This window comes from Rhizobium sp. ERR 1071 (assembly GCF_007828675.1).
Classification (GTDB): Bacteria; Pseudomonadota; Alphaproteobacteria; order Rhizobiales; family Rhizobiaceae; genus Rhizobium; species Rhizobium dioscoreae.
The window spans coordinates 33868-54203 of the sequence record NZ_VITM01000005.1 but is presented as its reverse complement, the minus strand read 5'-3'; the positions used below and the strand labels follow the sequence as shown (position 1 = coordinate 54203).

General features: G+C 61.2%; 9 protein-coding genes and 1 pseudogene. 4 read left to right on the top strand and 6 right to left on the bottom strand.

Annotated elements, in window-relative coordinates:
- Positions 1-37: 37 nt before the first annotated feature.
- From FBZ99_RS18595 to FBZ99_RS18585, 3 genes are read right to left on the bottom strand one after another with little or no spacing between them, the layout of a single operon-like run.
- On the bottom strand, positions 38-1621 hold the full coding sequence (locus FBZ99_RS18595; protein WP_113395154.1) for a bifunctional 3-(3-hydroxy-phenyl)propionate/3-hydroxycinnamic acid hydroxylase: 1584 nt from the start codon (positions 1619-1621) through the stop codon (positions 38-40).
- Positions 1622-1647: 26 nt separating this feature from the next.
- On the bottom strand, positions 1648-2541 hold the full coding sequence (locus tag FBZ99_RS18590) for a VOC family protein (RefSeq protein ID WP_145634212.1): 894 nt from the start codon (positions 2539-2541) through the stop codon (positions 1648-1650).
- 4 nt (positions 2542-2545) lie between these two features.
- Positions 2546-3598, bottom strand: coding sequence for an amidohydrolase family protein (locus tag FBZ99_RS18585; RefSeq protein WP_145634210.1), 1053 nt, complete (start codon positions 3596-3598; stop codon positions 2546-2548).
- Positions 3599-3722: 124 nt separating this feature from the next.
- On the opposite strand from FBZ99_RS18585, the gene FBZ99_RS18580 reads away from it, so the two are divergent.
- The 4 genes from FBZ99_RS18580 (at position 3723) to FBZ99_RS18565 (ending at position 16658) form a co-directional block, all read left to right on the top strand.
- Positions 3723-4418: a GntR family transcriptional regulator gene (locus FBZ99_RS18580; protein ID WP_113353416.1), complete on the top strand. Its 696-nt coding sequence runs from the start codon at positions 3723-3725 to the stop codon at positions 4416-4418.
- A gap of 337 nt (positions 4419-4755) precedes the next feature.
- Positions 4756-6051: a flagellar hook protein FlgE gene (locus FBZ99_RS18575; protein WP_145634206.1), complete on the top strand. Its 1296-nt coding sequence runs from the start codon at positions 4756-4758 to the stop codon at positions 6049-6051.
- 289 nt (positions 6052-6340) lie between these two features.
- The gene (locus tag FBZ99_RS18570; RefSeq protein WP_145634203.1) at positions 6341-14233 is read left to right on the top strand and encodes a beta strand repeat-containing protein; all 7893 of its coding nucleotides are present in this window, start codon (positions 6341-6343) and stop codon (positions 14231-14233) included.
- A 376-nt stretch (positions 14234-14609) separates the two neighbouring features.
- Positions 14610-16658: an O-linked N-acetylglucosamine transferase, SPINDLY family protein gene (locus tag FBZ99_RS18565; RefSeq protein ID WP_145634201.1), complete on the top strand. Its 2049-nt coding sequence runs from the start codon at positions 14610-14612 to the stop codon at positions 16656-16658.
- 118 nt (positions 16659-16776) lie between these two features.
- Here FBZ99_RS18565 and FBZ99_RS18560 read toward each other — a convergent pair whose 3' ends face one another.
- The 3 genes and pseudogenes from FBZ99_RS18560 to FBZ99_RS18550 form a co-directional block, all read right to left on the bottom strand.
- Entirely contained in the window at positions 16777-17778 is a 1002-nt protein-coding gene (locus FBZ99_RS18560) for an ABC transporter permease (protein WP_145634199.1), read from the bottom strand.
- Between the two features lie 2 nt (positions 17779-17780).
- Positions 17781-18777: pseudogene (locus tag FBZ99_RS18555) on the bottom strand (ABC transporter permease).
- On the bottom strand, positions 18767-20317 hold the full coding sequence (locus FBZ99_RS18550) for a sugar ABC transporter ATP-binding protein (RefSeq protein WP_113353423.1): 1551 nt from the start codon (positions 20315-20317) through the stop codon (positions 18767-18769). The pseudogene FBZ99_RS18555 and the gene FBZ99_RS18550 overlap by 11 nt, the downstream one beginning before the upstream one ends.
- Between the last annotated feature and the right edge of the window lie 19 nt (positions 20318-20336).

Here is a 20336-nt window from a genome sequence, read left to right as displayed (position 1 = left end):
AGAACTTCAAAGAAAACTGCGATTGCCGATGCGGGACTCAGGCAAGGCGAGCGCGCAGGTCCGCGATCTGCTGGCGAAGCGCCTCGAGGTTGCCTGCGGCGCCAAAGACATAGTGGTCAGGACGTACGAGCGCAGCGATCGCTTCATGCCGTTCGAACCAGGCCGAAAGCACGCCATCCCTTTCTCGGAGCGCGGCCGGATCGGCTGTATTATCGCCTTGAGGCACAACAGCCTTCACCACGATGCCGTCGATCGCGTCGGCGAGCGCCTGTCCTTCCGCCATCCCGATCCGGCGGCCGTCGAGCACAAGCCGCCATTGCGCTCCGGTAAAGGCATCCATCAAGCGCGGAGCGGGGTCTTCGACGATTGCCGGCTGCGGGAACAACAATCCTCGCGCCGGCGTGCCTTCTTCGGCGATCAGCCCATCCTCGATGGGCGGGACGATTTCCTGCCGGGTAATGGTAAGAGGCCGACCGCCGCCCTCGGCAAGTATGCGGGCATCACGCGCCGCGGCGGCTTCCGGATCGCGTTCGCAGATCGTCTGGCCAATCGCCTTGATCTTGCCGGTCAGCGTCTGCACATGCCGCTTGCGTTCCACCGTGTAGGTATCCAGCAGCGCTTCGGAAGACTGCCCCTTCAGGATGCGGTCGAGCCGCCAGACGAGATTGGAAACGTCGCGCAGGCCCTGGCACATGCCCTGGCCGATAAAGGGCGGCTGCTGATGCGCGGCATCGCCGGCGATCATGACTTTCCCCCGCCGCCATTCGTCGGCCACCAGCGCATGAAAGCGATAGGCGGCGGCCCGCCAAAGCTCGCCGTCTTCCGGCGCCAGCCAGGGCGACAGCAGCCGCCAGACATTGTCGGGCTTTTCCATCTCGCGTGGATCCTCGCCCGGCAGAAGCATGATTTCCCAGCGACGGTGATTTTTGGGCCCCATGATGTAGCTGGTCGGACGCGCTGGATTGCAGAACTGGGCCGAAGTCTGTGGTAGCTTGCCCAGCGCGGTTTCATGTACCTGCAAATCGACTACGAGCCACGGCTCGTCGAAGACGAGATCCTTAAGCTTCATTCCCGACAGTTCACGCACACGGCTCCACGCCCCGTCGCAGCCGATCACATATCTCGCTGTGATCCTCTGGCTCTCGCCGGACGAATCCCGAAGCGTCGCGACCACTTCATTCCCCTGAGGATCGAGATCGACCATTTCCGTGCCAAGTTCTATCGTCACGCAGTCGAAACTTTCGGCATGCCGTCTCAGCACGGCTTCGACCGGAGGCTGGGTAAACACCATGCTCGGGGTGTAGCCGAGCGGATACGGTTCCGGCACCATGTCGATACGACGGATGAGCTGCCCCTCTGCGCCGAAGTGCTGGGAGGCCGTGAACGGCGCGGTATGGGGAAGCACCTCGTCGGCGATGCCCATATTGTCGAAGTGGCGCAGGATTTCGTGGTCGAGCGCGATAGCGCGCGGCTTGTCATAGATACCGGTCAACCGATCGACGACGAGCGTGGAATGGCCTTGCGCGCCGAGCATGCCGGCGGCCACGGCTCCAGCCGGGCCGAAGCCGACCACCAGCACGTCATAAGAGTTCGAAATATCGTTATCGTTCGTCACGGGCATGCCTCTGCAAATGTCTATTGGGCGCATCAGGCGCCGGAAAAGCCGATGCAAATCTGTGCCTTCTTGCAGGCTTCGCTTTTGGGAGGCGCAATGCCCCAGTGATCGGTTCGGCCGGGCGGCCAGACCCATTCCTCGGGTCCTCGGGCGCGATAGGAGTCGTCCACCCGCAGGACTTCGGCGGTGTACTCGATCACTACGCCTTGCGGGTCGACGAAATAGGCAAAGACGTTGTCGCCCGGCCCATGCCGGCCCACGCCCCAGCCGATCGGATAGCCGTGATCGACGACGCGACCAGAACCTCGCATGACGGATTCGAGGTCGGGCATCAGGAAGGCGACATGGTTCAGCCCATTGACCGGTGCCTCGGCCAGCACGACCGCATGATGGTCGTCGTTGCAGCGCAGGAAAGCCATAAGTCTCGACCGGTCCGTCAGGCGGAAGCCGAGGACATTGCGATAGAAGTTCGAAAGCGCCTCGATATCAGCGCTGTTAATGTTGACATGCGCCAGACGTTCCGGCCGGTTGGGAACCACGCGGCCATGCTTGCGGCGGTCGCCGTACACGAATTCCAGAACGGCGCCTTGCGGCTCGCGGATGACGAAACGCTCGCCACCGGCGGGACCATCAGCGGGTCCGATGTCGCGCAGGACAGCACAGCCTGCGGTAACCGTCTTTGCGAACAGCGACGCCAGCGCTTCAGCCGAACCGACGCGAAAACTGATCTTGCGCAGTTCCGAACGGTTGCTTTGCTTTAGCTCCAACACATGAAAATCAGCACCCGTTGCCGCCAGGAAAACCTTGCCCTCCACTTCGGCGACGACATCCAGGCCCCAGACGCGGGTATAAAAGTCGACAGACGACGCGAGATCGGGCGTACCCAGTTCCACGCTGCGCAAAGCGATGACAGGAAATTCAGTCATGGGATCAAACCTCATCCAAACCCAGGAAAGCGCGCGCATTCGCAAATGTCAGGCGCTCGCGCAAACTCGCATCCGCAAACGCCTCCTCGACGCCAGCGATGGGCTCTTTCTCGCGGAAATTGAAGGGATAGTCGGTGCCGATCATGATGCGATCCTCGCCGAAGACGGCGACAAGGCGGCGTAGCATGTCCGGATCGAAAACCAACGAATCCACATAGAGACGCCGCGCCTGCGCGGCGGGGCTCTCATGCGTGATTTCGCTGAGCGCCGGGAAGGCCGAATAGCCCTGCTGCAGCCGCGGCAGCAGCGAGGCAAACGTGCCGCCGCCGTGGCTGAAGGCGATCCGCAGTTTCGGGAATTTCTGAAGCAACCCGCCGGTGATCACGGATCCTGCCGCCAATCCGACATCGGTCGGATGGGCGAGCACCTGCTGAAGCGGCGCTGGCCCAACGAGACGATCCATGCCGGTCGGCCGCACGGCGTGCACGAAGACAGCGGCATTCAGCTTCTCCGCCTCCGCAAAAAAGGGATGGAAACGAGGATCACCGATAGGCACGTCATTGATATTGCTGCCGATCTCGACGCCACGAAAACCGAGTTCGCCGACGAGGCGATGCAACTCGGAAATCGCAAGATCAATATCCTGAAGAGGAAGGCCGCCGAGCCCAACGAAACGACCCTGGCCCTGCCCGATCATCACAGCGATCGCATCGTTGACGTATCGGACAAGGTCGTGGGCCGCGGTCTTTTCGATCCAATAGCCGAAGAGCTCAGGCATGGGAGACAGAGCCTGGATGCGGATACCGGTCCTGTCCATCTCCTCCAGCCGCCGTTCGGCCACCCAGCAGGCATCGCTGACCGTGCGATAAGGCTTGTCATCGATAACGACCGTTGCGTGACAAGCATCCGCGGCAACCATCGAGGGCCAGCCACGGATGGGAGCATTCCCTGCCGCAAGCGGAAAACGTGCGGGCACCACGTGACAGTGGATATCAATGCCGCAACAAGCGCAGCCGTTCGCAAAGGCGCCCGACGCTCGCTCTTTCGTTCCGCTCATGGAGCCCTCCCTCGTTAAGAGCCGTCATAATGTACAAACTTTACCACGTAAAGATAAAATTTATAAATTTTGCGCCGCTGCTTCCTCGTGTATATAAAAAGTGATTTGCAAGCCAGAGAGCACCATGAACGTCAACCTGCTGAAGAAAGAGGCCGGAAGCCCCGCGACATTGGCGACCAGCATCTATGAGCGGCTGAAGGCCGACATTCTCTCGACGCGCCTGGAGCCCGGCCGAAAGCTTCAGCTCCGCTTCCTGATCGAGCACTATGATGCCGGCCAGACCCCGTTGCGCGAGGCATTGAACAGATTGACGACGGAGGACCTCGTCATCGGAAAGGAACAGCGCGGCTTCTTCGTCAAACCCATCAGCCTGGACGAATTGCATGAGCTGACGAAAACGCGCTGCTGGGTGGAGACGCTGGCCCTGCGGGAATCCATGGCGAATGCAACGCCTGACTGGGAAGAGGCGCTTCTGGTCGCCCATCATCGGTTGGAGCGCACCCCGCGCTCACTCAACCCGGAGCAGTTCGAGGACAATCCGGAATGGGAAAGGCTTCACCGCGCCTTTCATGCGCTGCTGATCGGGGGATGTGGATCTAAGCCATTGATAGGCTTTTGCGAGCAGCTGGCCGATAGGCTCTACCGGTATCGAGCGCTTTCGATCCGCAAAGCCTTTCGCGTGCGCAAGGTCAATGATGAGCATGCGCGTATCCTCGGAGCCGTGCTCGACCGGGATACCGTGGAGGCCGAGCGGTTGCTGCAACTCCATTATGAGAAAACGGCCGACATCATCCGGACTGATCTTGATACGGCGACGTAAGGCGCCGCCGCGACCGGCTCGAATACCCAACATAGGGCCAGGGCATTATCTTTGGCAGGGATCTTTGGCAGGCGATAGCCGTTCATGATGCCTTGCGGTCCGAGACGCTGGCCATCGAGACCTGTGTCGCAGTCTCCGCGGGACGCGAAGCGCGCCGTCCAGGATATGAACCGGATCGCATGCCTTGAGCCCCACGAATCGGGAATGTGGAGCGCGCGCCGGCTCAAGCATCGTCGAATGTTTTGAACTGATTCAAACTGGCGGCGCACGCCAAAAAGCCAGCTTCACACAAGTCATTAACGCTACCATCCCCGCATCAGCAACGTGCGAGGAACCAATGAGCATCTTTGGTAGCATGAAAACGGCAGTTTCCGGCATGAACGCGCAGGCAAATAAGCTTAGCACCGTGTCGGACAACATCGCGAACGTCAATACAACGGGCTACAAGTCGGCGAGCACCAGCTTTTCGTCGTTGATTCTCCCTTCGGGCGGCGGCAACTATAACTCCGGCAGCGTCGAAACCAACGTCAGCTATTCGGTCTCGCAGCAGGGCGACACGGTCTCCACCTCGTCGAGCAGCGACTTGTCGATCCAGGGCGCCGGCTTCTTCGTCGTGCAGGGCGCCGACGGCAAGACCGTCCTGACCCGCGCGGGCGACTTTACGCCGGATGCAAACGGGAACCTCGTGAACTCCGCTGGCTATACGCTGATGGGCTACTCCTATGCTTCTGGAGCGCCGGCTGTCGTCGTCAACGGCTTCGACGGCCTGGTGCCGATCAACGTCAATCAGAGCGGTCTTGCCAGCTCGCCCTCGACAACGGGCACCTTCACCGGTAACCTCAATTCGAACGCGACCGTCGTTACCGATACAGCGACATTGCCAAGCGCCAACCCGACCTCGGTTACCTCAAATACCCAGAAGAGCTCGGTGGTTGCCTACGACAAGCTTGGCAACTCCGTCATGTATGACGTTTATTACACCAAGATACAGTCCGCCGATTCCACTACGGGCGCGACCGATCAGTGGGAGGTCAGCGTCTATCGCAATGCCGACAAGAGCACGTCAGGGAGCTCCTCGTTCCCTTATTCGTCGGGCCCAGTCAATGTTCCAAATCCATCCACATTGACATTCGACGCAAACGGCAACATGACGAGCGGTGGGACATTCACCATCACCGACCCAACAACCGGCGGATCCATCGCGATGGATTTGAGCGGGATGACGCAGAAGGCCAGCGACTTCAGCTCGACGGGCTCGACCAATGGTCAGGCGGCAAGCCCCGTGACCGGCGTCACCATCGACAAGAACGGCATTGTCTATGCAAACTACAAGACCGGCGATCCGAAGGCGATCTACCAGATCCCGCTCGCGACCGTTGCAAGCCCCGACAAGCTGACGCTCTTGAGCGGCAACGTCTATCAAGCCAATGCCGATTCAGGCGTGACGGTCACCAGCTTTGCCAACAGCAACGGTCTCGGTTATATCCAGTCGAACTCTCTGGAAGCATCGAACGTCGATTTGGCCGGCCAGCTCACTGACATGATCCAGGCACAAAAGAGCTACACTGCGAACTCCAAGGTCTTCCAGACGGGATCAGACTTGCTGGACGTACTGGTCAACCTCCAACGCTGATCTTCCGCCTGCTCAATCAGAAGGGCCCTCCGGGGCCCTTTTGTCGTACGGCCCGATGACGAAGCCCGCTGCTCGATCAGCATGATCGGATTTCGATCAGTGGGAGAATTCGATACCCACAGCGACAATCACAAGTTCAACCACAGCTTCAGGCAAGCCAGTCGAACTACGCTGCGAGCGTGGGGCGTGAATTTTAGAGAGTGTTAATCCGCCAACGCTTCGGCAAGGCAAGCTTGGTCGGCTTTGAACATGCTGACAGTGCAACGTGGCTACGGAAAGAGTCCTGTTAATGACTTCGATCGTTTCATCCTTGAGCCTCACTCAGATCAGATCTCTTTCAACATCAGCTGTGGCGGCCTGGACCACGGAAGATGTGGCATCACTATCCACCAAGCAGATCAGCGTTCTCACATCAGCGCAGATCGCGGCGCTGGATACAGAGGACGTGGAGGTTCTCACCTCCCAGCAGTTAAGCGCAATTTCGCAAAGCGCCATTCCGGGGCTCACGCTCGATCAGCTGGCCGCCCTGTCAACATCCGCGATCGAGAGCTTCAGTTCCGTGCAGATCACCGCGATCACGACACAGCAACTCCAGGCCCTGACAATCGAACAGGCGGAAGCCCTGACGACGTCGCAGGTCCGGGTCTTGAGTTCGTCGCAAATCGCCGCGCTCAGCGCCGCAGATCTGGCTACCTTTTCGACAGACGATATGGCCGCGATCAGCAGCAAGGCGATATCGGGCCTCTCGACCGCTGCAATGGCCACGCTTTCGACCGAGCAGATCGCGGCGTTGAGCACCAGCAGCATTTCCAATTTGACGACAAGCCAAATCGCGGCGCTTGGCACGACGCAAATTGCTGCCCTGACGACGGCGCAAATCGCCGCTCTCAGGACGACGCAAGTCGCAGCGATGGCCACGAGCGATATAGCGGCCTTTTCAACTGCTCAGATCGCGGCCCTGACGGCCAGCGCGATTGCCAGCCTGAAGACGGCGCAAGTCGCAGCCCTGAGCACCGCACAAGCCGAGGCTCTCACCTCCAGCCAGGTCAAGGCCCTGAGCTCGGCGCAGCTTTCCGTGCTGTCCACGGGCGGTATCGCCGCGTTTTCGACGGATGACATGGCGGCGATCACGGCTGCCGCGGTCGCGGGCCTCTCGACAGCGACCATTTCCTCTCTTGCGACGAACCAAGTCGCCGCCTTGAACACGGCCGCGATTTCCGGCCTGACAACGGCTCAGATAGCTGCCTTGAGCACGGCGCAGATCGCCGCGATGACAACGGCACAAGTCGCGGCGCTCACCGCAACCCAGTTCGCGGTCATGAGCACGGGCGATGTTGCCGCCCTCTCGGTCTCACAGGTCGCAGCCCTCAGCAAGTCGGCCGTTTCCGGCCTGAGCACCGTCCAGATCACCGCGTTGAGCACGGCGCAGATCAGCGCGTTGACAACGAGCCAAATCAATTCGCTCAAGACGACGCAGACCGGAGCCTTGAGCACGAGTGATATCGCAGCACTTTCGACCGCGCAAATTGCCGCCTTCAGCGTGAGCGGCATCGCCGGGCTGACAACGAGCCAGATCAGCGTGATGACCACAACGCAGATCGCCGCTCTGACAACGGCTCAGGTCGCGGCGCTGACGTCGACCCAGATATCCGCGTTGAGCATGGACGATATCGCGGCGCTCTCGACCGCCAGCATCGCCGCAATCACCAGCAAGGCCGTATCGGGTCTTGACACGACAGCCATTGCTGCCCTGTCAACGGCGCAAGTCGCGGCGCTAAGCACCGCTGGGATTGCCGGGTTGAGCGCCGCCCAGATCGCGATTCTGGGCGCGGCTAAAACGAGCGTCCTGACCACGGCACAGGTCGCGGCGCTCGGCTCAAGCCAAATTGCCGTGTTGGGTACGGATGTCATTGCGGCGCTTTCGACAGGACAGATCGCGGCTCTGAAAGCAGCCACCGTTGCCGGTTTGACGACAGATCAGATCGCCGCGCTAAGCACGCAGCAAGTGGAGGCGCTCGCCAGTGCTCAAATCGCGGCGCTGAGCTCGAGCCAATTCTCGGCCCTCGGCACGGATGAGATCGCCACGTTCTCGACGACGGAAATCGCGGCCATTACCAGCAAGGCTGTGGCGGGGCTAGGTACGGAGGTCATCGCCGCCCTTTCAACCGATCAGATCGCCGCCCTTAGCTCGAGCGCGGTCACCGGCCTGACGACGGCCCAGGTCGCCGCGCTTTCGGGCGCTCAGGTCGCGGGCCTGGCGACGCGCGCCATCGCGAGCCTGACGACGAACCAGATCGCGAGCCTGAGCTCGCAACAGGTCGCGGCCTTGACGGCTACCCAGATCAGCGTGCTGAAAACAGCCCAGATCGCGGCTCTCAGCACGAATGACATCGCAGCCTTTTCAACCGCTCAGATTGGTGCACTGACCACGACCGCGATCACAGGGTTGACGACGGGCCAGATTACCGCGCTCACGACAGCACAGGTCGAGGCGCTGTCGTCGAGCCAGCTCAAGGTACTGAGTTCCACTCAACTTGCCGCCCTGGGTTCGGATGACGTGGCAACGTTCACGACAGACGAAATCGCCGCGCTTTCCAGCAAGGCGATCGGCGGCCTCACAACCAGCGTCATCGCGTCCCTTTCGAGCGCGCAGCTCGAGGCCTTGACCACGAGCGCCATCACCGGCCTGACGACCGCCCAAATATCGACGCTGGGTACCGCTCAGCTCGCAAGCCTCACGACCAGCCAGATCGCAGCGTTGAGTTCGACGCAAATGGCGGCGCTGACGGCGAACGACATGGCTGCCCTCTCGACGGTCGACATGGCGGCTATCGCCACCAAGGCAATCGCGGGCTTGAGCACTGGCGCCGTCGCTGCTCTCTCGACAATACAGATTGCCGCCCTGGGCACGAGCACGCTCGCGAACCTGACGACCAATCAGATCGCGGCCTTGAGCACCGCGCAGCTCGCGGCACTCAGCACGACACAGGTCGCGACCCTGACGTCGAGCCAGATCGCAGCCCTCGGCACGGGCACCATTACATCCCTCACCGCCAGCCAGATCGCGGCCCTCAGCACATCCGGCATCCCGGGTCTGACGACGGATCAAATCGCGGCCTTGAGCACGCAGCAAACGCAGGCATTGACGACGGCCCAGATCGCCAAACTGAGTTCGACCCAGGTCTCCGCTCTTGGAACGGATGATATCGCGACCTTTGCGACCGATGAAATCGCCGCGCTTTCCAGCAAGGCGGTAACGGGGTTGAGCACCGGCGTCATCTCGACCCTCTCGACGCAACAAATCGCCTCCTTGAGCGCCGCCGGAATTGCCGGTTTGACGACGAGCCAGATCGCCGCGCTCAATACCGCGCAGATCGCCGCCCTGCCGGCATCGTGGATGACGGCTCTCAGCGCCACCCAGATCGCGGCCCTCGATACCAACGTCATCGCCGCTCTGTCCACGGCACAGGTCGCCGCGATAAGCACGTCGGGGATTAGCGGTTTGACGACCGATCAGGTCAATGCGCTGAGCACCACCCAAGTCGCGACCCTGACAACAAATCAGGTCGCCGCTCTAAAGACCGCTCAGCTCTCCGCGCTGAGGACCGATGATGTCGCCGCCCTTTCAGTCGCCGATATCGCCGTGATCAGTTCGACTGCGATGTCGGGACTGTCGACCGACGCTATCGCCGCGCTGACGACCGCTCAGATCGCGGCCTTGAGCACGGCAGGAATCGCGGGTCTCAGCACCGCGCAGATCGACGCCCTGAGTTCCGGCCAAGTCGATGCGCTGCTCACCAATCAGATCGCGGCTCTCAGCCAATCGCAAATCGCGACCATGGATGCGGATATCGTCGCCTCACTCTCCACCGCCCAAATCGCGGCATTCAGCACGTCCGGGATAATAGGTCTGACAACAGGGCAGATGACCGCGCTTAGTACGGCACAGGCAGAGGCGCTGACCACCGCGCAGGTCAAGGTACTCAGCTCCGTCCAGCTCGGCGCCTTGAGCGCCGATGATATAGCAACGTTCTCGACCGCCGACATCGCCGCAATTTCGAACAAGGCAGTGTCGGGTCTCGGCTCGTCCATCATCGGTTCATTGTCCACGGATCAGATCGCAGCGCTCAGCACGACCACCGTCGCGGGCCTGACGACCGATCAGGTCGCTGCTTTGAGCACGACACAAGTGGCGGCCTTGGCCACAACGCGAATCGCGGCGCTGAGTTCGGCGCAAGTGGGAGCTCTCGGCACAGGAAGCATAGCTTCACTCACGACTGGCCAGATCGCTGCACTCAGCACCGCCGGAATTTCCGGACTGAGCACTGATCAGGTCAACGTCCTGAGCAGCGCGCAGCTTGCCGCCTTGACCACGACACAGATCGCCGCGCTCAGTTCGGCCCAGCTTGGCGTCCTCGGTTCGAGCGACGTCGCGGCCCTCTCGACCGCGGATATTGCCGCCATCGGTTCGAGTGCCATTTCGGGCTTGTCCACGGCAGCCTTGGCGGCGTTCTCGACGGCGCAGATCGCCGCGCTCAGCCCGACCGGCATCCTTGGCATGACCACGGATCAGATCAGTGCCCTCAACAGCAGCCAGATAGATGTGCTATCCACCAAGCAGATCGCAACCTTGAGCTCGGCGCAGGTCGGGGTTTTGGACCCGAGCATCGTCGCGACACTTTCGACCGCGCAGATCGCGGCCCTCGGCGGCTCGGCCGTCGCAGGCCTTACCACCACACAGATCTCTGCATTCAACACCAGCCAGACAGAGGCGCTGACATCGGCCCAAGTCGCGGCTCTGAGTTCCAAACAGATCAGCAGCCTGAGTGCTGCCGATATCGCCACTTTCTCGACCAAAGATATTTCGGCCATCGGCTCCGCCGCCATCTCCGGCTTGTCGACAGATGCCATCGCCGCCATGTCGACAGCCCAGATAGCGGCTCTCAGCACATCGGGCATAGCGGGGCTGACCACCCAGCAGATCGCCGTTTTGAGCACCGGGCAGCTCCAAGCCCTGACGACGGTACAAAGCGCAGCGCTCAATTCCGCGCAGCTTTCCGTATTGACGACAAATGACATAGCTGCTCTGTCGACCAAGAACATCGCAGCCATCACTTCCGCCGCCATATCGGGTCTTTCCACGACAGCAGTCGCCGCTTTGTCGACGAGCCAGGTGGCGGCCCTGAGCACCTCGAGCATTACCGGCCTCACCACGAAACAGATCGCAGCGCTCGGCACCATCCAGGCCGAGGCGTTGACGACAGCGCAGGTCGCGGCCCTGAACTCGACCCAGCTTTCAGCGCTAACGACAGACGACCTAGCCGTGTTTTCGACGCAGGACATCGCGGCCATCGGCTCGAACGCCATATCGGGCCTGTCCACGGGCGCGATAGCGGCACTGACGACAAACCAGCTCGCGGCCCTCAGCACGCTGGGGATCGGCGGTTTGTCGACCAAACAGATCGCCGCCTTGAATACCGCTCAGATCCATGCCCTGAGCAGCAAGCAGATGGCTGCGCTGAGTTCGGCGCAGGTTTCCGCCTTGAGTACGGCGGACATAGCCTCGCTTTCGAACGTCCAGATCGCGGCCCTTAGTTCATCCGGCACGGCCGGATTGACGAGCCTGCAGATAGCCGCCTTAGGCACGGGTCAGGTGCAAGCCCTGACGACGACACAGATCAATGTTCTTGGCTCTAAGCAGGTATCCGCGCTGACGACAGCCGATATAGCGGCGATGTCGACGGCGCAGATTGCCGCTTTGAGCAGTCTCGGCATTGCGGGCCTGACAAGTGCTCAGATCGCGGTCTTGAACACCGCCCAGGCCGAGGCCCTCACCTCGGCCCAGGTCGCCGCTCTCAGTTCGAGCCAGATTGCGACACTGGATGCTGCCAATCTGCAGACATTCTCGACGTCCGATATCGCGGCTATCAGTTCAAACGCCATTTCCGGCCTGTCGACGGCCACCGTCGCCGCCTTCTCGACAGATCAGATCACGGCGATCAGCACCGCCGGCATCGCGGGCCTCACCACCCTGCAGATTTCCGCTCTCGGCACCAACCAGGTCGGGGCGCTCACGACAGCCCAGATCAGCACTCTTGGCTCGAGGCAGATTTCGGCGCTGACAACAGCTGATATCGCAGCCATGTCGACCGCACAAATCGCCGCGCTTAGCACAGCCGGGATACCCGGCCTGACAACGGCACAGCTGGCGGCGCTCAGCGTCGACCAGGCGGAGGCCCTCACAACGGGGCAGATCGGCGCGTTGAGCTCGACCCAGGTCGCAGCTTTGAGCGCGGATGACCTAGACGCTTTTTCCACGGCCGATATCGCGGCCATCAGTTCGAGCGCGATACAAGGCCTATCGACGGCGACGATCGCCGGATTCTCGACGGATCAGGTCGCAGCGCTCAGCGCATCGGGCATTGCCGGCCTGACAACATCGCAGATAGCGGCTCTGAGCACCGGGCAGTTGGAGGCCTTAACCACGGCTCAGGTCGCGGCGCTCAATTCCAAACAGATCGCGGTGCTCGGCACGAACGGCATCGAAGCCCTCTCCACCAATCAGATCGCGGCGCTGAGCACCAGCGGGATTGCCGGACTTACGACCGATCAGATCGCGGTGCTCAGCACGGATCAGGCTGAAGCCTTGACGCCGACCCAGGTTGGGGCGTTCACCTCGAAGCAGATCGCCACCTTCGGGACAGAAGATCTCGCGACCTTCTCGACCGCGGACATGGCAGCCATCGGTTCGCTCGCTATGTCCGCCCTGTCAACCGCCGCGATCGCAGCCTTTTCGACAGAACAGATCGCCGCCTTGAGCACGGCCGGCATCGCGGGCCTCACCACCAGCCAGATGGCCGCTCTCAGCACGGCCCAGGCCGAAGCCCTCACACCCACCCAGGTCGGAGCACTCAGCTCCGCGCAGATCGCCGCTCTCGGAACCGATGATCTCCAGACCTTCTCGAGTGCGGACATCGCGGCCATCAGTTCAAGCGGTATTTCCGGCCTGACGACGGCCATTGTCGCGGCGCTATCAACGGCCCAGATTACGTCCTTGGGTACAGGCGGCATCGCCGGATTGACGACGGCGCAGATCGCCGTGCTCAGCACCGATCAAATCGAGGCTTTGACAGCGGCGCAAGTCGCGGTACTCGGCTCAAAGCAGGTCGCGGTCCTGAGCACCGCCGATATCGCCGCTTTATCGACAAGCCAGGTCGCCGCCTTGAGCACGGCGGGCGTGGCCGGCCTGAGCAGTACCCAGGTCTCCGCCATGAGCGTCGATCAGATCGCGGCATTTTCGACGGCCCAGATCGCCGCCCTGAGTTCAGCCGGAATTGCGGGCCTCAGCTCGGCCGACCTGGCAACCTTCTCCACTTCCGATATCGCGGCGATCAGTTCCAACTCGGTCCAGGGACTGTCGACCGACTTTATCGCCTCCCTCTCCACCGCTCAGATCGCGGCACTCGGGACAGGCAGCATCGCCGGCCTGAGCAGTACCCAGGTCGGGGTGCTTAGCATCGAACAATTCGAAGCGCTTTCAACCACCCAGATCGCGGCGTTGAGTTCAGCCGGTCTGGCGGGACTGACCACGGCGGATCTGACAACCATTTCCACCGCCGAGCTGTCCGTGATCAACTCGGATGCGATCCAGGGACTGTCTACCGCCGTCGTCGCGGCCCTCAGCAGCGATCAGATCGCGGTCCTGACGACCTCTCAGATCGCTTCATTGAGCTATGGTCAGATCGCGGCAATGAGTACGGCTCAGATCGCCGCTCTTTCAACGTCGCAGATCGGCGCCTTGAACGCCCTTCAGGTCGCGGCCCTGGATACGGATGATATTTCGGTCTTCACGACCGATGACATCGCCGCATTGAACTCGGGGGCGGTCGCCGGATTGACCACGCGGGTCATCGCGGCGCTGACGACGGCGCAGGCCGAGGCTCTCGCACCATCCCAGGTCAGCGGGCTGACCTCGGCGCAGGTCGCCGCCCTGACGACCCAGGAGCTCTCGACCTTCTCGACCAAGGATATCGCGGCTTTTAGCTCGAATGGCATAACGGGCCTATCCACTCAGGATATCGCGAGCCTTTCCAGTACGCAGTTGCTCGCGTTGATGCGTTCGCAAATGGCATATCTGAGCTCGGATCAAATCGCCGCGGTCATCTCGAGCTATGTGACGTGAAACGGCACAAAGGCCTTGCGACGGCGATAGGCGAGATCGAGACCCAGGACGCGAAAGGCGAATCCTGAAGATCGCGATATGCCCCGGCATTGCTGGATCGAATCACGCGACAGAGCGCCTGGCGGCGGCCGATTTCAGAAGCTGCCCGAGCCATCGCGAGCAGCGCCCGCGGCATATGACTTGGTCTCGTGGTCTCGAACACCCGCGCGGTCGTTGCAATTCGCCTTGGCGCGTTCGAAAGCTGTTGATTGCCGGCGCGCAACGGCCGATTCCCGCGGCAGGCTGATGACATGCCGACGGCAACCAAGCACAGTCGAGACATCGGCAGCCATTATGAAAATGGTTGCCTTGCCTGCCGCCAGTTTATGGAATGCCCATGGTCACCAATGATGCTTCAGTCACCAGTCCGGTCATGCCCCTTGCCGGCATCTTGGACCTGGCGCGTTCGCAGCGCCTCTCCTTCAACGACCTGTTCCAATTTGCCGAAACACGAAGTGCCGCCGGGCGGAAGCTGGAGGCGGCGGAGGCTTACAAGGTCTGGATTGCGTTCAACGATGGCCACCCCTACCTGCATCTCGTTTACTTCAACTATTCGGTCACGCTGCGGCAGCTCGGCGACATAGCCGGCTCCATTCAGGCGCTGCGCGCCTGCCTGAAGCTCGATCCGCAATTCGGCCCGGCACACATCAATCTCGGACGGGCATTGGAAGATAGCGGCGTCGCGGCGCAAGCCATCGTGCAATGGCGAAGCTTCGTCGACATGACGGCTGAAAGCACTCCGGACAAGCTCGCGCACCGCCTCATGGCGCTTCAACATATTGGCCGCGTCATGGAAAATGCGGGTCTTTTGGATGATGCCGAAGCGGCTCTTTGGCAGGCTATCGAACTACGACCCGACAAGGGCGAGGCCGGGCAGCATTGGAGCGCCTTGCGACAGCGCCAATGCAAATGGCCTGTTCTGACGTCATCCGACCACGTCTCCACGCGTCAGCTCCTCGATTCCATGTCGCCGCTGACGCTTGCCTGCTATTCCGACGATCCCCTGTTTCAGCTCGCAAGAGCCTATCAATACAACAAATCCTTTGTCGGTCGGCCCGACATAAGCGGATTTCCTCGCAAGATGCCGCGCAAAAAATCCGGAACCGCTCAGCGGCTTCGCATCGGCTACGTATCGTCGGATCTGCGCGATCACGCGGTTGGCTTCGCACTCAGGGAAGTGCTGGAGCTGCACGACAAGCAAAGCGTCGAGATCTACGCCTATTACTGCGGGGAGCCCGTGGAGCAAGACGCCACGCAAACGCGCATGAAAGCCGTCGTCGACTGCTGGCGCGAGATCGCCGCGCTCAACGATCAGGATGCGGCACGGCAGATCGCGGACGATGACATCGATATCCTCATCGACGTCAATGGCTATACCAAGCATGCGCGAACGAAGATCTTCGCATATCGACCGGCCCCCGTCATCGTCAATTTCTGCGGCTATCCGGGCACGATGGGCAGTCCTTTTCATCACTATATCATCGCGGACGAGCACGTCATTCCTCCGGAAAATGAGATCTTCTATTCAGAGAAGGTCCGGAGGATCCCTTGCACCCAGCCAATTGATCGCAAGAGAGCGGTCGCCGAAAAGCCGACACGCCTCGAAGCGGGCCTGCCGGACGGCGCCTTCGTCTTCGCCTGCTTCAACGGCATGCAGAAGATCACGCAGGAGACGTTTGCGCGGTGGATGGAAATTCTCGCGGCAACATCCGACAGCGTATTATGGCTGTTGAGCGGCGGTGGCGATGTCGACGCCCGTCTGCGCCAGGTCGCGGCAAATGCCGGTGTCGCACCTGAGCGTCTCATCTTCGCGCCCAAGGCACCAAACGCTCAACACCTCGCCAGGATTGGCCTTGCCGATCTTTTCCTCGACACGTTCCCCTATGGAGCACATTCGACCGCGGCCGATGCCCTGACCATGGGCTTGCCTGTCCTCACCATTCCAGGCAAGAGCTTCGCAGCACGCTTCTGCCATAGCATAGTCGCGGCTGCCGGCGCGACGCAGCTCATCTGCTCGGACCCGCAAGACTACATAGAAAGGGCGATCGGATTCGCAAAGGATTCAACTAGCCTGAAGAGAATAAGGGCGTCCATGCGGGAACAACGAGACACAAGTGTCTTGCGCGATATTCCAGCCCTCGTTCAGCGCCTGGAGACGCTGTTCTGGCAGATGCAAAGAGAAGCCGAGCAAGGAAACATTCCTCAGCCGGATTTGCGCAACCTCGATGTCTACTATGAGATTGGCGTCGGATTGGTGCAAGACCACATTGCCTTTCGCGACGACAGCACTTACAGGCGCGAATATAGAAAGCGGCTGGCCGAATGGCACGACTATTCCCCATTGCAGCGAGACGGTCGCCTCTGGCCTAATGGCACGGTAATCTAGGCATTCCCGTTGGATTTCTCCTGCGCCAATGCCCAAACGCCAAGGTTGCCGAATCTGACGGGCCAGAAGAATCTGACGGATACAGCGGCCGGATTTCCATCACTCTCTGCGGCTTGCCTCACGGGCGGCCAGCCGCTTTCCGGATCATGAAGCTCAGGGCGAGCACGGTAAAGATCAGTGTTCCCGTACCGACCTGCTGCCAGTAGAAATTCAGATCGGTCAATAAAAGTCCATTGGCCACGATACTGAGCAGCAGCACACCCAGCACGGTACCAGTGACGTTCGGCCGCCCGAGCGGACTGAGCGTCGTGCCGATGAAGGTTGCGCCGATGGCATTCAGCAGGAATGCATTGCCGGAAGACGGGATGTAGACGGTGACGGTCGCGGTCAGAATCAGGCCAGCGACGGCCGCGATCAATCCGACCAATACGAAGGTGGGCGCTATATAGGCGGGAGCCACAATACCGGAATAGCGCACGACACCCGGCTGGATACCGATTGACAGCACGACGCGGCCGAAGCGCGTGCGGGCAAGAATGACCGCGGCGACCGCGATGAGGACGATGGCGATTGCGAGCGGCACAGGGAAACCCCAGATCGTACCGTGGCCAAGGAAACGGAAAGCCTCCGGCACGCCGTTCGGCGGCAGATAGACGGGATTGCCGCCATTGGTCAGCAGTTGCTGGATGCTGCGGCCGATGAACAGCGTGCCGAGCGTCGCAAGGAACGGCGAGACGCCGATCCCCGAGATCAATAGCGCATTAAAGGCGCCCACGAGCGCCCCGGCTCCCAATCCGGCAAACGCCGCAAGTGCCACCGGCTGCCCGGCAAGGACGAGCGAGACGAAGGCAAAGCTCGCGAAATCCATCGCCGTCCCCACCGAAAGATCGATGCCGCCAGAGGCGACCGCGAAGGTCATGGCGATGGAAACGATGGCAAGCAACGTGAAATTGTTAACCAGGATGCTCTGCAGGTTGGCAAGGGTCAGGAATGTCGGTGTGATCAGGGAAAAGACGGCGAAGACCGCAACCAGGGCGAGGATCAGCCCATAGCGCACGAGGCTGGCGGCGATCAGCCGCGTCAAGCCAACCGGGGCGTGTGCGGAACCATGGAGCGACATGTTCAGGCCTCCTGCCGACGCAACAGGGTGGTCGCGGAGACCACGATGAGAATGAGCAGGCCCTGCACGCCGCTGACCAGCGTGCTCGAAATATTGAGCAGCTGGAAACCGTTGGTGAGGAAGCCGACCAGCAGAGCTGAAAGCAACGTTCCAGTCACTGTTGGAACCAGCCTGCGTGAAAAGACCGAACCGAGCAAAGCGGTGACAACGACGGGCAACAGCATCTCGCCGGAACCCGTCGTGCTGCCGCTCAGGTAGGAAACCGAGAGGATGCCGGCGATGCCGCCAGATAGGCCGCTGGCGACGAAGCGGAAGGCCAGCGGCGCGCGCGGCATCCGGAAACTCGCCGACAGCGTAAAGGCGCAGACCAAGCGGCGTATATTGCACGATCGCCGTCGCAATCGCCGTGAAGCCGATGAGCACATAGGCGAGGATCGGCATGCCGAGGGAGTCCGAAGCAGAAAGCGCCGAGAGGAATGGCGTGGAAGCCGGAAGGACGGTATTTCCCGTCAGCACCAGTTCCAGGCCGGCAACGACGTTCATGACGGCAAGCGTGGCGAGTAGCGGCACGATACCGGCATAGACGACGGCGATAGCATTGACCGCGCCGATCAGTGTACCAGTCAGGATCGATGCCAGGATCGCCGTGACATCACCAAAGCCGAGTTGCGTGAGGCTGGCATAGACGGCGGCGCTGAGGCCCATATTGGCAGCAAGCGACAGGTCGATACCGCCGGTGACGACATTGGAGCCGCCGGCGATGAGGACGATCGTCAGTCCGATCGCGAGCACGCCGGAGATGGCTGATTGGCCGAGCACATTGCCGATATTGCCAATGCTGAGGAAGTAAGGCGCGGTCAGCGAAAAGACGATCAGGATGACCCCAAAGGCGATCAGCGACCCGAAGCGCAATGCCGTGGCCGCTATATTGCCGGCCGGCCGGGCAGGTTCTTCTAAGGTCGAAAATCCGGAAGGCGCGAATTCTACCTCAGCCGACATGGCGCTGTCCTTCCGACGATCCGGTGGCTTCGGCGAGCACGGCATCCGCCGTCGTCTCCGACGATATGAATTCCCGCACCACCCGGCCACGGAAGAGCACAAGGATGCGATCTGTGATGCCAAGGAGTTCCGGCAGGTCGGAAGACAGGACTATGACACCGGCGCCGCGCGCCGCGAGTTCGCCGATCAGCGTATAGATCTCGACCTTGGAGCCGATGTCGACGCCGACCGTCGGCTCGTCGAGGAGGTAGACCTCGGAATGGCGACTGAGCCATTTGGCTATCGCCACCTTCTGCTGATTGCCGCCCGAAAGCGTGCGCAGCAAGGCGTTACGCCCGTTGGTCTTTACCTGCAGGCGTTCAATCAGGGCATCGACTTCCCGCCTTTCGCCCTCGCGGTCGAGAAAGCCGAGGCGCGTGAAGCGATCGAGGCTGGAAAGACTGATATTTTCCGCGACGCTGAGGTCGAGCGCGATGCCATGGCGGCGCCTATCCTCGGGCACCAGGGCGATCCTGTTATCCGTCGCGTGACTGGGATTGGCGAAACGGACAGCCTTGCCGCCGATTTCGATGCGACCGAAGGCCGGCCTATCCAGACCGAAGAGAGAGCGGACCAGCTCCTTTGCCCCGGAACCGAGCAAACCAGTGAGGCCCAGCACCTCGCCGCGCCGAAGGGTGAAGCTGACATCCTCGTATCTTCCGGGCGCCGAAAGCCGTTCGACCTTGAGGATTTCATCGCCGGGCACAACAACCGGCTTCGGAAACATGTCCTTGATGTCGCGCTCGACCATCAGCCGCGCGATCGCCGCGGCCGATGTTTCCCGGATCGGCACCGAAGCGACGTCCAGCCCGTTGCGCAGCACGGTGACATGGTCGCAGAGTTCCTCGATTTCGTTCAGGTAATGCGAGATGTAAATGACGGTCACGCCTTCATCGCGCAGGCGACGGATCAGACGGAAGAGAATATCGGCCTCGCGACGCACCAATGCCGCCGTCGGTTCGTCGAAGACAAGCACCTTAGGCTGGTTGAGAAGCGCGCGGGTGATCTGGACGATCTGCTTTTCGGCCGTCGACAATTCACCGATCAGCGCGCTGTTCGGCAACCGCACACCGAAATAATCCTTGAGGATATCGGATGCACGGCGCTGCATCAGCCGGCGATCGAGAAATGGCGTGCCTGGTATGCGCGGCTCCCGGCCGAGAAACAGGGCTTCGCCGACCGTAAAAGTCGGCACGAGAAGCCGATCCTGATGAATGAAGTGAATGCCCAGCTCTTCCGCGAGATGCGGGGTCAGCCTATCGAAAGCTTGCCCTTCGATCTCGATCCTCCCGTCATCCGGCTGATGAAGACCGGCAAGCAGCTTGATCAATGTCGACTTGCCCGCGCCGTTCTGGCCGACGAGACCGTGGATGGTTCCACGCCTGACGCTCAGCGACGCACCCGCCAGTGCCTGCGCTCCGCCGAAGCGCTTGACGATGCCTTCAAAGCGGATGATGTCGTCTTTTGCCGTCACCGGCTGCTTGAAAGAAATGGCCGTCATCTCGGTCTCCAGCGGACAT

What these genes read in the sequence shown, in the direction of transcription:
- FBZ99_RS18565 (WP_145634201.1), top strand. Translation starts at nt 14,610, where the DNA reads ATGGTCACCAATGATGCTTCAGTCACCAGTCCGGTCATGCCCCTTGCC.
- FBZ99_RS18590 (WP_145634212.1), bottom strand. Translation starts at nt 2,541, where the DNA reads ATGACTGAATTTCCTGTCATCGCTTTGCGCAGCGTGGAACTGGGTACG.
- FBZ99_RS18560 (WP_145634199.1), bottom strand. Translation starts at nt 17,778, where the DNA reads ATGTCGCTCCATGGTTCCGCACACGCCCCGGTTGGCTTGACGCGGCTG.
- FBZ99_RS18580 (WP_113353416.1), top strand. Translation starts at nt 3,723, where the DNA reads ATGAACGTCAACCTGCTGAAGAAAGAGGCCGGAAGCCCCGCGACATTG.
- FBZ99_RS18570 (WP_145634203.1), top strand. Translation starts at nt 6,341, where the DNA reads ATGACTTCGATCGTTTCATCCTTGAGCCTCACTCAGATCAGATCTCTT.
- FBZ99_RS18575 (WP_145634206.1), top strand. Translation starts at nt 4,756, where the DNA reads ATGAGCATCTTTGGTAGCATGAAAACGGCAGTTTCCGGCATGAACGCG.
- FBZ99_RS18595 (WP_113395154.1), bottom strand. Translation starts at nt 1,621, where the DNA reads ATGCCCGTGACGAACGATAACGATATTTCGAACTCTTATGACGTGCTG.
- FBZ99_RS18550 (WP_113353423.1), bottom strand. Translation starts at nt 20,317, where the DNA reads ATGACGGCCATTTCTTTCAAGCAGCCGGTGACGGCAAAAGACGACATC.
- FBZ99_RS18585 (WP_145634210.1), bottom strand. Translation starts at nt 3,598, where the DNA reads ATGAGCGGAACGAAAGAGCGAGCGTCGGGCGCCTTTGCGAACGGCTGC.